This window comes from Micromonospora echinofusca (assembly GCF_900091445.1).
In the GTDB taxonomy this organism is placed as follows: Bacteria; Actinomycetota; Actinomycetes; order Mycobacteriales; family Micromonosporaceae; genus Micromonospora; species Micromonospora echinofusca.
Window position 1 is genome coordinate 795,909 of record NZ_LT607733.1, and the last position, 12,732, is coordinate 808,640.

Genomic DNA, 12,732 nt, shown 5'->3' on the forward strand with positions numbered 1-12,732 from the left:
GGTCCTGAACGGCGGCCTGTAGCCGCCTCGTCAATTGAAGATGCTCACACCACCCGGCCCGACGAGCAGGCCGACCACGATGAGGACGACGCCCCACAGGATCTGCCGCCGGAACAGCGCGAGGATGCCGGCGACCACGAGTACGACTGCGAGAATCCAGAGAATCAGCTCCATGTTTGCTGAATACCCGAGCTACCCACGCCGGAAACCTGCACCTGATCGGGGTGGTCGCCCAGGTGGAAGACGCTGTACGCCTGCTTGATCACAGGGTGGGCGACGTTGCGGACGCGTACCCCGCCGGGCGTGGTGCCCCGCTCGGTGCCGGCGTGCGCGTGCCCGTGCAGGGCCAGCGCGGTCGGCGCCGAGTCGATCGCCTGCCCGAGCTGGTACGAGCCCAGGAACGGATAGATCTCCAGCGGCTCACCGGCCAGCGTGTCCGGCACCGGCGAATAGTGGGTCAGCGCCACCAGCACGTCGCAGTCCAGCCCCCGCAGCGCGGCGGACAGGGCGTCCGCGCTCTGGGTGGTGGTCCGGACGAAGGCCTTCATCTCCGGTTCGCCGAAGTCGCTGGCGCAGCGGCCGGCGAACCCACCGCCGAACCCCTTCACCCCGGCCACGCCCAGCCGGCCGTCGGCGCAGTCGAGCACGACGCCGTCGCCCTCCAGTACGGTGATCCCGGCGTCCTCGAGCACCTTGACCACCTGCGGTACCTGGTCGCACTGGTGGTCGTGGTTGCCGAGCACCGTCACCACCGGCACGCCGAGCCCGCCGAACTCGGTGGCGACGCAGCGGGCCTCCGCCTCGGTGCCGTGCCGCGTAAGGTCGCCGGCGAGCAACAGCACGTCGGCGTGCTCAGGCAGCTCGTCCAGTGCCGGCCGGAACCGGCCGACGACGTCCTCGTCCAGATGCACGTCGCCCACGGCGGCGATCCGGATCACCATGGAACCTCCTCAGGGCAGTTGCTCGATCTCCGTGGGCGCCTGCGCGCGGATCACCCCGATGTCGCTGGTGATCGGCACGTCCGGGAAGCGTTCGGCGACCCGGCGCAGGATCTCCTCCCGGCGGTGCGGGCTCTCGACCTCGCCGTAGAGCATCAGGCCGCGCTCCCGGCGGACCACGGTGATCCCCTGTTCGGCCACGTCCGGGTCCTCGGTGAGCAGGCGGTGGACCTCGGCCTCGACGTACTCGTCGGGCGGTCCGGTGGCGACGTCGCGGTGCTCGGTCACGGTGTCCCCTCTCCCTCGCCGGTGCCGGAGTGCGGCACCACCTCCAGCCGGTCCAACAGCACCAGGAACGCCTCCGCGTACGGCGAGTGCTGCGTCTCCTTGCGTACCCGTTCCCAGTCGATCTGCTCCCGCAGCGAACGGGCCAGCGGCAGACCCCGGGCGAAGTCGCAGTAGTGCTGCGAGAAGCTCAGCAGTTTGTGCACCATGAGCTGGGTGGCCGAGAGCACCGGCATGTGGATCGCGTCGACGGGTCGTACGACCGTGTCGGCGAACGTCTCCTCGGTCACCGGGGTCTCGATCGGCCGATGGATCAGGTCCACCATGCGGCCGTCGTCGAAGACCTTGACCAGCCAGTCCTCGGGCGGTCGCTCGGCGGTGAAGCCCGCCGCGACCAGCGCCTCCAGGGAGCGCTCCACGTCGACCTCGCGGATCAGGAAGTCGACGTCGTGGTCGCTGGAGTGACCGCCGTGGGCGTACACCGCGAAGCTGCCCCCGAGCGCGAAGGGAATCTCTTCCTGCTTGAGCACGGCGGCGACCTTCTTCAGCGTGTGCACCAGGCTCTCGTCCCCGCGCTCTGCCATTGGCGTCTCCCGTCGATGGTGGTGGGCGGCTGATCCAATACCGGTACCCGGCATCCCGGCGGCCCACACCTGGCAGGCGGCGCGGTCGGGGTCAACCGGGAGGACACAGCACAAAACTCCCGGGTACGCGAGCGCGGGTCGGATAGCCTGTGCAGGGTGTCCAGATCACCGGAGGCACGACGCGGCAGGGCCCGATTGCGCGCCGTCGCCCTGATCGGCATCGACGGCTCGGGCAAGACGACCCAGGCGCACCGGCTCGCCGAGGCGCTGACCGCGGCGGGTTGCCCCGCCACCTACCACCGCAACGCCGGCGGGCGGCGCTGGCTTGGACGCCTCGCGCACCGTCTCGGCCGCCCCGACGCCCAGCGGCTCGTGGGGCGCACCGGCATGCTGGCGGTGGAGTCCGTGCTCCGCTGGCTGGCGATCGCCGTCGCCCTGCTCAGTTGCCTGGCCACCGGCCGGGTCGCGGTCATGGACCGCTACTCCGCCTGCCAGTACGCGAGCATCCGGGCGCACGGGGGGCAGCGCTGGGAGCGGCTGGCCCGGGCCGGCTACCGGATGTTCCCGCGACCGCAGGTGACCTTCCTGCTGACCGTCGATCCCGCCGAGGCGTACCGGCGGATCGAGCAGCGCGGCACCGACCACGAGAGCATGCGATACCTGACCGCCGCGGACACCGCCTACCGGACGCTGCCGGAGTACCCCACCTTCGTGGTGGTCGACGCCGGGCGCCCGCCGGAGGAGGTCTCCCGGCAGATCCAGGCCCACATGGCCGGTTGGCTGGCGTCCGCCGACGACCGCGACGACCGGCCGGCCGAGGGGCACGACGGCTGGCCGGCCGGCCGCGGGAGTCGACCTGCCGTGGTGCCCGTCCCGCCGGGGGCGGAACCGGTCGCGATCGCCCGGCTGACCCTCTGAACCGGCGCGGGCGCGGCGGGACGGCCTGAACGCGGTCGACCGTCCGGGCCGGTCGCGGGCGGTGCGCGGGCGGCGGCTGCCCGACGGGTCCCGTCGGGTGCCCGGGGCATCGCGCACGGCCGCGAGGTGGCATGGTCTGCACCAGGAGAGGGAGGATCGGTGGGCCCGCAGCCCTCGCGTGGGTCGCGCCGGGAGGGCCCACTGTTCGTGGGAATGGCACCGACGGGCAAAACGGCACGTCCGGGCGGGCGGTACTTTTCCCAATACGCCCAGTCATGGTTGACGCTCACGCCTCGTGAAAGTAAGTTTCATCCGTGGCGAAGAGTCCGAAGATTTCTGCGAGTCACGAGCCGGGTGGGCTGATCGTCCACATCAGCGGCCTGCTCCCCTCGTTGTCGCCGGCCGAGCAGCGGGTCGCCCGGCTGGTGGTCTCCGACCCGGCCGACGCCGCGCGTCGGACGATCACCGACCTCGCCACCGCCGCGGAGACATCCGAGGCGACCGTCATCCGCTTCTGCCGGTCGGTCGGCATGGACGGCTACCCGCAGCTGCGGATCCGGCTCGCCGCCGAGGCCGCCCGCCGGGTCGAGCCGCCGGACGCCCGGGTCGTCGGCGGCGACATCCCGCCCGGCGCCGACCTCGCCCAGATCATCGCGACCATCGCCTTCAACGACGCGCGGGCCGTCGAGGAGACGGCCGAGCAGCTCGACCCGGCGATCTGCGAGCAGGTCGTCGACGCCATCGCGGGGGCCGGCCGGATCGACGTCTACGGGGCGGGCGCCAGCGGGTTCGTCGCCTCGGACTTCCAGCAGAAGCTGCACCGCATCGGCCGCACCGCCTTCTACTTCCCCGACGTGCACACCGCGCTGACGTCGGCCGCGCTGCTCGGGCGCGGCGACGTCGCGGTCGGCATCTCGCACACCGGCACCACCTCGGACGTGATCGAGGTGCTGGAGCAGGCGCGGGCCCGGGGAGCGTCCACGGTGGCGCTCACCAACTTCCCCCGGTCGCCGATCACCGAGGTGGCCGACTTCGTGCTCACCACGGCCGCCCGCGAGACGACCTACCGCTCCGGTGCGATGGCGAGCCGGCTGGCCCAGCTCACCGTCGTCGACTGCCTCTTCGTCGGGGTGGCCGCGCGCAACCGGTCCCGGGCCAGGAAGGCCCTCGAAGCGACAGCCGAGGCGGTCCGGTCACACCGGGTCGGCCCGGGACGGAGGCGGGCATGACGGCGGGCGCGGTGGAACCCCACGAGGTGACGGCTCCGATGACGGCGCGGCCGGTGATCCGGGTCGGCGCGCCGACCGAGCGGCGCAACCCGCTCAGCGCGGACCTCGACCTCATGTCGACCCGCGACGTGCTCACGGTGATCAACGAGGCGGACCGGCGGGTGCCCGGCGCCGTCGCCGCCGTCCTCGACGAGATCGCCGCGACGGTGGACCTGGCGGTGACCGCCCTGCGCGGCGGGCACCGGGTGCACTACTTCGGCGCCGGCACCTCCGGCCGGCTCGGCGTGCTCGACGCCGCCGAACTCGCGCCCACCTTCAACTCGCCCCGGCACTGGTTCTGTGCGCACATCGCCGGCGGGCCGGAGGCCATGTGGCGGGCGGTGGAGGACGCCGAGGACGACGACCGGGGCGGCGCGGCCGAGGCCGCCGACTGCGTACGGTCCGGGGACCTGGTGGTCGGACTCGCCGCCAGCGGACGCACACCGTACGTCCTGGGGGCGCTCGCCGCGGCGAGCGCCAAGGGGGCCTCGACCGTGCTGCTCTGCGCCAACCCGGAGGCGGAGGCCGCCCGGTCGGTGGACGTCTTCATCGGGGTGGACACCGGGCCGGAGGTCGTCACCGGGTCGACCCGGATGAAGGCGGGCACCGCGCAGAAGCTGGTGCTGAACACGTTCTCCACGGCGGTGATGGTCCGACTGGGCCGGGTCTACTCGAACCTCATGATCGACATGGTCGCCACCAACGCCAAGCTGCGGGGTCGGATGATCTCGATCCTGATCGAGGCCACCGGCTGCTCGGAGGAGATCTGCCGGCGGGCCCTCGTCGAGGCCGACGGCGACATGAAGGTGGCGCTGGTCCTGCTCGTCTCCGGGGTGGATGTGTCCGCCGCGCGGGCCGCTCTGGCCCGCTCCGCCGACCAGGTCCGCGGCGCCCTGGCCCTGCTCGCCTCCTGATCCCCGCCTCACCGCCCGCCCGGCCCCATCCTGCGATCCCCGTCACGCGGGGGCATGCGATGGCGCGGCGGATTGTTCACCGGGGGGTGGGGTATTACCACGGGCGTGGATGAACCGAGCCGTCCACCGCTGCGTGTCTGGCGGTGACCAGGATCGCAGCGCGACGGTGACCCGGGTCGCTGCGTCTCCGGCCGGGGCGGTGCTGCCATGGATCGGGAGACGGTGACACGTCGATCCGCCGCCCCTGGTGTGATGCCCGTCGAGAGCCGCCACATGGGGTGCTGACAGCAAACATGGACCGCGCTCTCAGCGGATTATCAGGCATTCGTGACAGTTTCGACTCACGACATGGAATCCCCGACGCGTCTCAACTGTTGTGTAGGTGTCAGCACCGGTGGGCACAGCGGAAGTTACGGGGGAGGGCTGATGGACGTGGGGATGGCAAGGAACCGGGCAACCGGCGCGAGCGAGGGGACCGTGGGCAACGTGGACAAGAACATCGGCATGCGAACCGACGAGGTTGCCGAGGAGCGCGACCTGGTCGGCGTCTACCTTCACGAGATCTCCCGGACGCCACTGCTGGACGCCGCCAAGGAGGTCGACCTGTCCAAGGCGATCGAGGTCGGCCTCTACGCCGAGCACCTGCTCGGTGAGGACCGCGTCCCCGCCGGTGTCGACCGGGACGACCTGGAACGCCTGGTCGCCGAGGGTGAGCGGGCCAAGGACCTGTTCATTCGGGCCAACCTGCGGCTGGTCGTGTCGATCGCGCGCCGGTACGTCCGCTCGGGCATGCCCATGCTGGACCTGATCCAGGAGGGCAACACCGGCCTCGTGCGGGCGGTCGAGAAGTTCGACTACGTGCGTGGCTACAAGTTCTCCACCTACGCGACCTGGTGGATCCGCCAGGCGATCAGCCGGGCGATCGCCCAGCAGGAGCGCACCGTGCGACTGCCGGTGCACCTGGTCGAGGACGTCAACCGGATGCGTAACGTGGCCCGCCAGCTCACCCGCGAGCTGGGCAGCGACCCGGAGCCGGAGCAGATCGCGACGGCCCTCGGGGTCACCGTCGAGCGGGTCAACGAGCTGGTCCGCTGGTCGCAGGACACCGTCTCGCTGGACACCCCGGTGGGCGACGACGGCGACACCAACCTCGGTGACCTGGTCGCCGACAGCGACGCGCCGTCGCCGGAGGAGATCGTCCTCACCGGGCTGGAGCGGCAGCGGATCGAGGGCCTGCTCAACCACCTCGACGACCGTTCGGCCGGCATCATGCGGGCCCGCTACGGGCTCGAGGACGGCCGGGAGCACTCCCTGACCGAGGTGGCCTCGCGGTTCTCGCTCTCCCGGGAGCGGATCCGTCAGCTGGAGATCCAGGCGCTCGGCCGGCTCCGCGAGCTGGCCAGGGCCGAGGGGCTCCAGGCGGCCTGAGCAGGGTAGGAACAACGGCGAACGGCCGGCGTCCGATAGGGGGACGCCGGCCGTTCGCCGTACTCGGTCGAGGTCAGCGGACCCGGCCGTAGCCCTGGATGGGCATCAGGTTCATGCCCCGCTTGAGCACGTTGCGACCGGCGCTCGGCGCGTCGATGACCTGGCCGCCGCCGACGTACAGGCCCACGTGCCCGAGCCCGCTGTAGAAGACGAGGTCGCCCGGGCGCAGCTCGCTGCGGCTGATGTGGGTCACCGCGCCCCACTGCATCCGGGTGTTGTGCGGCAGCGACTTGCCGGCCGCCCGCCAGGCCGCCGAGGTCAACCCCGAGCAGTCGTAGCCGTTCGGCCCGTCGGCGCCCCAGACGTACGGCTTGCCGAGCGCGCCGTACGCGTACCGCACCGCGGTGCCGGCCCGGCCGGAGACCGCCGGTGCCTGCTTCGCGCTGTCGGGCCGGGCGGCCGGCTTCTCGGTGGCCCGGCCGTACGCCTGCCGGCGCAGCTCGTAGAGCTCGGCCAGGTCGCGTTCGATCCGCTTCTTCGCGGCGGTCATCTCGCGGGCCTGTGCCGCCTGCCGGCCCAGCGTGACCTCCAGCCGGGTCTTCTCGTCGAGCAGCCGGCGCTGGTTGCCGGTGAAGTTCGTGATCTTCGCCTGCCGTTGCCGGGTGAGCTGGTCGAGCATGCCGAGCCGGTCCAGCAGGGTGTCGGCGCCGCCGGGACGCAGCAGCGCGTCCGCGGTGGTCAGGTTGCTGCCGGTCTTGTACGCGGTCACCGCAATCTCGCCGACGTCGGCCCGGCTCCGCTCGGTCTCCTGCTCCAGGGGGCCGATGCGGCTCTGCACCCGCGCCACGGCGGCCTGGTTGGCCTTGATCTCCTCGCGGAGCTTGTTGTACGCCTCGACGACGTGTTCGAGCTTCGCGGAGGAGTTCTCGATCCGCCGGGTCAGCTCGGCGGGGGACGGTTCGGCCCGGGCGGGTACCGCCGGTGCGAGCAGCGTGGCCGACACCACGGCGACCGCCAGGGCGCGCAGCGTGTTCCTGAGGGACGACAAGAGCGGAAGGCTCCTCTCCCATCGGCCGACGCGGGCTGCTGAGGCCCCCGACGACACCGGGCCGGTGCTGTCCGGGTGGACGGCGATCGACCGGGCCGGCCCGGACAACCTATCCCGGGGCGGGAGTGATGCGCAGTTGAAGCTGGGTCGAATGTTCGCGGAGTGACGGAACTTGTTGATCACCGGGGACACGCAGAGTGATCAACTTTCTCCGGCTCGGCGCGGGTCACTGCGGCTGTTGCCGGTGTTGGGGTGATGTGTGCCATTCGTCGTTCTCGACGCATGCCGCCGGGCGCTGGTCCGTTATGACCGACAAGACCGACACGGTGGCCGGAAGCGACGGGACGCGGGGCCGTCGGCCCCGGACGCGAGCCGAAATCGCCGTCGGGGCTGGCACGCGCGCCACACAATGAAGCGCGCAGCCGGGAATCCCGCCGACCGGCACCGACGCGAGACCCGTCGACGGGAGCCGACCCGGCACCAGCCGAGGGAGGTAGAACCGTGAACCCTCAAGGCGCCACCCGACAGCCGCAGTCACCGTCGGTGACCGCAGCGAAGAACACCCTCCTCTACGCCCGACCCGGGATCATCGTCACGGTCGACCGGTTCACCGTCGGCCGCAACAGCTGGCAGGTCAACGAGCTGACCCACCTGCACACCGGCCGGGGCCCGCACGACCGCGTCGCGGTGCGGGCCGTCGTCGTCACCGGCGCCATGATCGGCGGCGTCGGCCTGCTGCTCGGCTTCACCGGCGGGCTGCAACGGCTCACCGCGGGGGCGTACCTCGTGCTGGGCCTGGTGTTCCTGTTGCCGGTGCTGGTCGCGCTGGTGGGGGACCGGTGGCGACCGCCCGCGTACGAGCTGTGGGGGCGGCGACGGGGCGAGCGGGTGCTGCTGTTCAGCAGCGACGACGAGCGGCAGTTCGGCCAGGTCTCCCGGGCCCTGCGCCGGGCCCGGGAGATCAACCGCTACGGCGGCTGGGAGGACCCGCTCGCCTCGGTCGACCCGTGGCGGCCCAACCGGTGACCGGCGTCAGCCGGCGACCGGCTCCGGCGTGCGCCCGGTCTCTTCCGCCGTCACCCAGGAGCTGACCCGGCGCTCGGCGAAGAAGGAGACGAACGGCACCGTGCCGGCCAGCATGACCAGGACCATCCGCTTCAGCGGCCAGCCGGCCCGGCGGGACAGGTCGAAGGCGGCCACCAGGTAGAGCATGTAGAGGAAACCGTGGGCCTGGCCCACGGTTTCCACCAGGATCGGTTCGTCGAAGGCGTACTTCATCGGCATGCCGATCACGACCAGCAGGATCAGCGCCACGCCGACGATCCAGGCGATGACTCGGTACCGGGTCAGGGCTGCGCCCACCGTCGTCCGTCCTTTCGCATCCCGGCCTCAGCCGGGGTAGTCACCGGGCTTGGCGCCCGGGTTGTCGTTCAGCCATTGCAGGTAGTGGTTGTAGGCGGCCAGGTCGCCGTCCTCGCCGCCGTCGGCAGCCGCGGCCACGCGGGCGACCCGGACGGGCCGGCGTACGACCGGGCGCGTCGCGGCGGCCTGCGGGGCGTCGGCGGACGCCTCCCCGGGGGTGTCGGCCGGCGCCGCGGGCCCCCGCAGCGTGTGCCGGACCTCACGCCACCAGACGAAGACCACGAAGCCCGCGAAGATCGGCCACTCGACCGCGTAGCCCCAGCTGATCGCGTTGCCGGCGGCGGCCCGGCTGACCTGCCACCAGCCGAGCGCCAGGAAGCCGGTGACCAGCACGACCATGGCCACGTGGCGCGCGATCCACGCCGGGGTCCAGAGCCGTTTCATGGCATCGAGGGTACCGGGGGCGGCAGCGGTCTCCGACACGGCGTCGTAGGGCGTTCTGGTTTGGTGCCACCCGGTGTGGGCATCCGTCTAGACGCGAGCCCAAACCAGAGCAGGGGGTCGATCATGACGGGATCGGTACGGCAGGACGACTTCGGCAGCCCGGAGCAGCGGATGTCCGAGTGGGATGGCGACCACGTCCACGACAGGGCCTCCGGCGAGGCGGACCAGCCCGACGGCGAGCTGCTCGGCGTCGACCCGGCCGAGCTGGCCGACGAGGACCTGGCCCGGGAGATGCACAGCCTGCACCGTACGCGCCTGGACACGTTGCGCCACGCGTCGGACTCCGCCCTCGCCAACCACCTGCGCCGCACGGCGGAGCTGGAGACCGAGTACCTCGCCCGGCACCCCGGCCGCGAGGTCGACCCGAGCCGGCTGCGGGACGCCTGATGGCGTCCGCCGAGCGCGGGATGTCCGCGCCGCCGGAGGTGGTCTTCAACACCGCCACCGACCCCGCCCGGGCGTCGGCGTGGCTGCCCGAGCCACTGCGCGCCGACGGCAGCCCGGCCGACGAGGTCAGGGCCGAGGAACTGCGCGCCCGGTGGAGCGGCGCCGAGGAGTGGTCGGCGGAGATCCGGGTGGAGCCCGCCCAGGCGGGTGGCGCCCGGATGCGGCTCGACCTCACGGGTGGGCCGGACGCCGGGCGACTGGCCGACGAGGCGCTGGACAGCCTCGCCCGCGAGGTGGCCGACAACCTGCAGGCCGGCTGAGCCGGCCCGCACCAGCGAGAAGACCGAGAAGACCGAGGAGACCGGGTGACCGCCCTGAAGGAGAAGGTGGCGCGGCTGCGCCAGGCGTACGCGCCGCACGAGCACCGGCCGCTGGGCGGTTACCTGGCGGCGATGGGCACCTACGCCGGGGTGACCGCCGGCATCGCCGGCCTGGTCCGGGCGACCGGCCGACCGGTGCCCGACCGGCCCGCCCCGGCCGACGTGGTGCTGTTGAGCATCGCCACCCACAAGCTGAGCCGGCTGCTGTCGAAGGACGCGGTGACGAGCCCGCTGCGGGCGCCCTTCACGCGATACGACAAGCCGATCGGCAGCGGCGAGGTGATGGAGCAGGTCCGTGACCAGGGCAGCTCCACCCGGCACGCGATCGGGGAGCTGCTGAGCTGCCCGTTCTGCCTCGCGGTCTGGGTCGCCACGGGGCTCACCGGCGGGCTGGTGCTCGCCCCCCGGCTGACCCGCCTGGTGGCGACCGCGCTGACCGCCGTGGCCGCCTCGGACTTCCTCCAGATGGCGTACGCGGTGGCCCAGCAGGCCGCCGAGGGCGGCGAGCACGACGAGGACTGACGACGTACGACGAAGGGGGCCGGCTGCGCGCCGGCCCCCTTCGCACGTCGATCCGTCCCACGTCCCCGGCCCCGCCGGGTCGCGCGGATCAGGTCGGGGTCGTGCCGTGGTCCTCGCCGGCCCAGCCGCGGGACGTCTCCGGCTCGCGCTCGTCGGCGTCGGCTCCCGTGATGATGTCCCGGTCGACCGCCGTACGGTCGTGCTCGTTGGCGAAGTCGGGCTCCGGCAGGGTGTCCCGGCCGCCGGGGGGTTGGCCGAGCGCCGGCAGCTTCTCGTGTTCTTCCTCGTGGTGGGACATCTCGTTCTCCTCACTGCTCGTCGGCCTCGGGTGCGCGAGGCCGTCCGCCCCAGGGGGGCGGGTGGGCGGCGAGCCGCCCCACGGACGACGGCCGCCACGGCCCGGGCCGTGGCGGCCCGGACCGCCGGGCGTCAGGTGACCGAACCGCCGAGCAGGTCGGCGACCTCGTCCACGGCGTACTCGCCCTCGGGCAGGGCGGCGATGCGGGTGAGGAGCTGCGCGGGCAGCTCCGCGGAGACGGCCCGGCGGTAGATGTCCGCCTGACTGATCCGCTCCTGGCCGTGGTAGAGATCCTCGAGCAGATCGTCGAGGCGCCGGATGTCCGGCTCCTCGACCACGGGCGCGTCCGTCACGGGTGCGTCGTCGGTCACGAGAGGTCAGCTACCCGCGACCGAATCGGCCAAACGTCACCGCGCCCCGGCGCCGTGCGTGAGCGTCCCTCGTGGCGTGGCCTCGTCGGAGCGGGGCCCGGGAAGCGCGGCCCCGGCTGTGACGGCGGTCATGGCGGAGGCCGGAACACCGGCGGCGGTTCGCCCGTTGAGTCAGGTGTCGGTGTGACCAGTGTCCCCGGGCCTCACCTAAATTGCCTTCGCGGAATACCGTCCGGCTGGAGCCGCGTCGCGCCACTCGCCGAGAGGCGACCTGCACACCGGCACCAGTGCCGCCCCCGAGCCTCAGGGCCCGGGGGCGGCACCGTTCTCCCACCCCGACGCCGACCGGGCGAGGCCGGTCAGGCGGAGGTGGGTACGGCGGTGCGGCGGCGGGTGCGGACGGCGGCGGCCAGGTGGCTGAGGACCTCCTCGGTGGTGTCCCAGCCGATGCAGGCGTCCGTGACCGACTGGCCGTACGTCAGCTCGCGGGTCGGGTCGAGGTCCTGGCGGCCGGGGAGCAGGAAGCTCTCCAGCATGATCCCGACGATGCCGCGCTGCCCGGCGTCGAGCTGGGCCGCCACGTCGGCGGCCACCCTCGGCTGGTTGCGGTGGTCCTTGCCGCTGTTGGCGTGGCTCGCGTCGACCACCACGCGCTCGGGCAGGCCGGCCGCGCGCAGCAGCTCCAGGGCGCCGGCCACCGACTCCGCGTCGTAGTTCGGCCGGCCGCCCCCGCCGCGCAGCACCAGGTGCCCGTCGGCGTTGCCCCGGGTGTGCAGGATCGCGGGCGTGCCGGAGACGTCGATGCCGGGGAAGACGTGCGGTACGCCGGCCGCCCGGATGGCGTCGACGGCGGTGCCGATGCTGCCGTCCGGGCGGTTCTTCATGCCGATCGGCATCGACAGGCCGGAGGCGAGCTGCCGGTGCACCTGGCTCTCCACCGTCCGCGCGCCGATCGCTCCCCACGCCACCGTGTCGGCGATGTACTGCGGCGTGATCGGGTCGAGGAACTCGCAGCCGACGGGGAGCCCCAGGCGCAACACGTCGAGCAGGAGCGCGCGGGCCGTACGCAGGCCGGTGTTGACGTCGCCGGAGCCGTCCAGCCCGGGGTCGTTGATCAGGCCCTTCCAGCCCACCGTCGAGCGCGGCTTCTCGAAGTAGACCCGCATCACGACCAGCAGGTCGTCGGCCACCCGCGCGGCGGCTTCGCGCAGCAGGTGGGCGTACTCCAGCGCGGCGGCCGGGTCGTGCACCGAGCACGGGCCGACCACCACCAGCAGCCGGTCGTCGGCACCGTCCAGCACGCGACCGACCGCCCGTCGCCCGGCCAGTACGGCCGAGGCGAGCGTGTCGTCGAGGGGCAGCTCGTGGTGCAGCAGGGCCGGGGTGGTCAACGGCACGACGCGGTCGATCCGTTGGTCGCTGACCCGATCGGTCTCCGGGGTCGTCACGGTGGGAGTCCTTCCGCCGACCGTGCCCCGGGGCCGGTGCCCGGGTCGAGCCGGCTGCTCGTACGCAAAAGGGCAGG

At 72.7% G+C, this 12,732-nt stretch carries 18 protein-coding genes; 8 read left to right on the top strand and 10 right to left on the bottom strand.

Annotated elements, in window-relative coordinates:
- Window positions 1-30 precede the first annotated feature (30 nt).
- From GA0070610_RS30820 to GA0070610_RS03685, 4 genes are read right to left on the bottom strand one after another with little or no spacing between them, the layout of a single operon-like run.
- Window positions 31-174, bottom strand: coding sequence for a GPGG-motif small membrane protein (locus GA0070610_RS30820; protein ID WP_165947907.1), 144 nt, complete (start codon window positions 172-174; stop codon window positions 31-33).
- Window positions 165-941, bottom strand: a complete 777-nt coding sequence (locus tag GA0070610_RS03675) for a metallophosphoesterase family protein (RefSeq protein ID WP_088998724.1) — start codon at window positions 939-941, stop codon at window positions 165-167. The genes GA0070610_RS30820 and GA0070610_RS03675 overlap by 10 nt, the downstream gene beginning before the upstream one ends.
- Window positions 942-950: 9 nt before the next feature.
- On the bottom strand, window positions 951-1,226 hold the full coding sequence (locus GA0070610_RS03680; RefSeq protein ID WP_088998725.1) for a hypothetical protein: 276 nt from the start codon (window positions 1,224-1,226) through the stop codon (window positions 951-953).
- A complete protein-coding gene (locus GA0070610_RS03685) occupies window positions 1,223-1,861 on the bottom strand; it encodes a nucleotidyltransferase family protein (RefSeq protein ID WP_089003242.1) in 639 nt (212 codons plus the stop codon). Before GA0070610_RS03685 ends, GA0070610_RS03680 begins: the two co-directional genes overlap by 4 nt.
- Window positions 1,862-1,963: 102 nt before the next feature.
- Here GA0070610_RS03685 and GA0070610_RS03690 point away from each other — a divergent pair, with 102 nt between their 5' ends.
- The 4 genes from GA0070610_RS03690 to GA0070610_RS03705 all read left to right on the top strand — a co-directional run bounded on the left by GA0070610_RS03690 (window position 1,964) and on the right by GA0070610_RS03705 (window position 6,335).
- Window positions 1,964-2,725: a dTMP kinase gene (locus GA0070610_RS03690; protein WP_088998726.1), complete on the top strand. Its 762-nt coding sequence runs from the start codon at window positions 1,964-1,966 to the stop codon at window positions 2,723-2,725.
- Window positions 2,726-3,039: 314 nt separating this feature from the next.
- Window positions 3,040-3,954: a MurR/RpiR family transcriptional regulator gene (locus GA0070610_RS03695; RefSeq protein ID WP_088998727.1), complete on the top strand. Its 915-nt coding sequence runs from the start codon at window positions 3,040-3,042 to the stop codon at window positions 3,952-3,954.
- Window positions 3,951-4,907: an N-acetylmuramic acid 6-phosphate etherase gene (gene murQ, locus GA0070610_RS03700; protein WP_088998728.1), complete on the top strand. Its 957-nt coding sequence runs from the start codon at window positions 3,951-3,953 to the stop codon at window positions 4,905-4,907. Before GA0070610_RS03695 ends, murQ begins: the two co-directional genes overlap by 4 nt.
- Before the next feature lie 438 nt (window positions 4,908-5,345).
- On the top strand, window positions 5,346-6,335 hold the full coding sequence (locus GA0070610_RS03705; RefSeq protein ID WP_172896380.1) for a sigma-70 family RNA polymerase sigma factor: 990 nt from the start codon (window positions 5,346-5,348) through the stop codon (window positions 6,333-6,335).
- Window positions 6,336-6,408: 73 nt separating this feature from the next.
- On the opposite strand, the gene GA0070610_RS03710 is transcribed toward GA0070610_RS03705, so the two are convergent.
- The gene (locus GA0070610_RS03710; RefSeq protein ID WP_088998730.1) at window positions 6,409-7,383 is read right to left on the bottom strand and encodes a C40 family peptidase; all 975 of its coding nucleotides are present in this window, start codon (window positions 7,381-7,383) and stop codon (window positions 6,409-6,411) included.
- 543 nt (window positions 7,384-7,926) lie between these two features.
- On the opposite strand from GA0070610_RS03710, the gene GA0070610_RS03715 reads away from it, so the two are divergent.
- Window positions 7,927-8,409: a DUF6232 family protein gene (locus tag GA0070610_RS03715; RefSeq protein ID WP_231925894.1), complete on the top strand. Its 483-nt coding sequence runs from the start codon at window positions 7,927-7,929 to the stop codon at window positions 8,407-8,409.
- A gap of 6 nt (window positions 8,410-8,415) precedes the next feature.
- Here GA0070610_RS03715 and GA0070610_RS03720 read toward each other — a convergent pair whose 3' ends face one another.
- Together GA0070610_RS03720 and GA0070610_RS03725 are read right to left on the bottom strand one after the other, a co-directional pair.
- Window positions 8,416-8,745 (bottom strand): DUF3817 domain-containing protein, encoded by a 330-nt coding sequence (locus GA0070610_RS03720; protein WP_088998732.1) that lies wholly within the window; start codon window positions 8,743-8,745, stop codon window positions 8,416-8,418.
- 27 nt (window positions 8,746-8,772) lie between these two features.
- Entirely contained in the window at window positions 8,773-9,189 is a 417-nt protein-coding gene (locus tag GA0070610_RS03725; protein ID WP_088998733.1) for a hypothetical protein, read from the bottom strand.
- Window positions 9,190-9,309: 120 nt separating this feature from the next.
- Between GA0070610_RS03725 and GA0070610_RS03730 the strand changes: the two genes are divergently transcribed.
- The 3 genes from GA0070610_RS03730 to GA0070610_RS03740 are packed head-to-tail and all read left to right on the top strand — an operon-like array spanning window position 9,310 to window position 10,538.
- A complete protein-coding gene (locus GA0070610_RS03730) occupies window positions 9,310-9,636 on the top strand; it encodes a DUF6158 family protein (RefSeq protein WP_089003243.1) in 327 nt (108 codons plus the stop codon).
- Window positions 9,636-9,956, top strand: coding sequence for a hypothetical protein (locus GA0070610_RS03735; protein WP_088998734.1), 321 nt, complete (start codon window positions 9,636-9,638; stop codon window positions 9,954-9,956). Before GA0070610_RS03730 ends, GA0070610_RS03735 begins: the two co-directional genes overlap by 1 nt.
- A 45-nt stretch (window positions 9,957-10,001) precedes the next feature.
- Entirely contained in the window at window positions 10,002-10,538 is a 537-nt protein-coding gene (locus GA0070610_RS03740) for a DUF1360 domain-containing protein (protein WP_088998735.1), read from the top strand.
- A gap of 88 nt (window positions 10,539-10,626) precedes the next feature.
- Here GA0070610_RS03740 and GA0070610_RS03745 read toward each other — a convergent pair whose 3' ends face one another.
- The 3 genes from GA0070610_RS03745 to GA0070610_RS03755 all read right to left on the bottom strand — a co-directional run bounded on the left by GA0070610_RS03745 (window position 10,627) and on the right by GA0070610_RS03755 (window position 12,655).
- Window positions 10,627-10,836 (bottom strand): hypothetical protein, encoded by a 210-nt coding sequence (locus GA0070610_RS03745; RefSeq protein WP_088998736.1) that lies wholly within the window; start codon window positions 10,834-10,836, stop codon window positions 10,627-10,629.
- A 131-nt stretch (window positions 10,837-10,967) separates the two neighbouring features.
- Window positions 10,968-11,207 (bottom strand): hypothetical protein, encoded by a 240-nt coding sequence (locus GA0070610_RS03750; protein ID WP_088998737.1) that lies wholly within the window; start codon window positions 11,205-11,207, stop codon window positions 10,968-10,970.
- Between the two features lie 359 nt (window positions 11,208-11,566).
- Entirely contained in the window at window positions 11,567-12,655 is a 1,089-nt protein-coding gene (locus tag GA0070610_RS03755) for a 3-deoxy-7-phosphoheptulonate synthase (RefSeq protein WP_088998738.1), read from the bottom strand.
- Between the last annotated feature and the right edge of the window lie 77 nt (window positions 12,656-12,732).

Coding starts and splice junctions, on each gene's coding strand:
- GA0070610_RS30820 (WP_165947907.1), bottom strand. CDS start 174: ATGGAGCTGATTCTCTGGATTCTCGCAGTCGTACTCGTGGTCGCCGGC.
- GA0070610_RS03675 (WP_088998724.1), bottom strand. CDS start 941: ATGGTGATCCGGATCGCCGCCGTGGGCGACGTGCATCTGGACGAGGAC.
- GA0070610_RS03685 (WP_089003242.1), bottom strand. CDS start 1,861: ATGCCGGGTACCGGTATTGGATCAGCCGCCCACCACCATCGACGGGAG.
- murQ (WP_088998728.1), top strand. CDS start 3,951: ATGACGGCGGGCGCGGTGGAACCCCACGAGGTGACGGCTCCGATGACG.
- GA0070610_RS03705 (WP_172896380.1), top strand. CDS start 5,346: ATGGCAAGGAACCGGGCAACCGGCGCGAGCGAGGGGACCGTGGGCAAC.
- GA0070610_RS03725 (WP_088998733.1), bottom strand. CDS start 9,189: ATGAAACGGCTCTGGACCCCGGCGTGGATCGCGCGCCACGTGGCCATG.
- GA0070610_RS03735 (WP_088998734.1), top strand. CDS start 9,636: ATGGCGTCCGCCGAGCGCGGGATGTCCGCGCCGCCGGAGGTGGTCTTC.
- GA0070610_RS03745 (WP_088998736.1), bottom strand. CDS start 10,836: ATGTCCCACCACGAGGAAGAACACGAGAAGCTGCCGGCGCTCGGCCAA.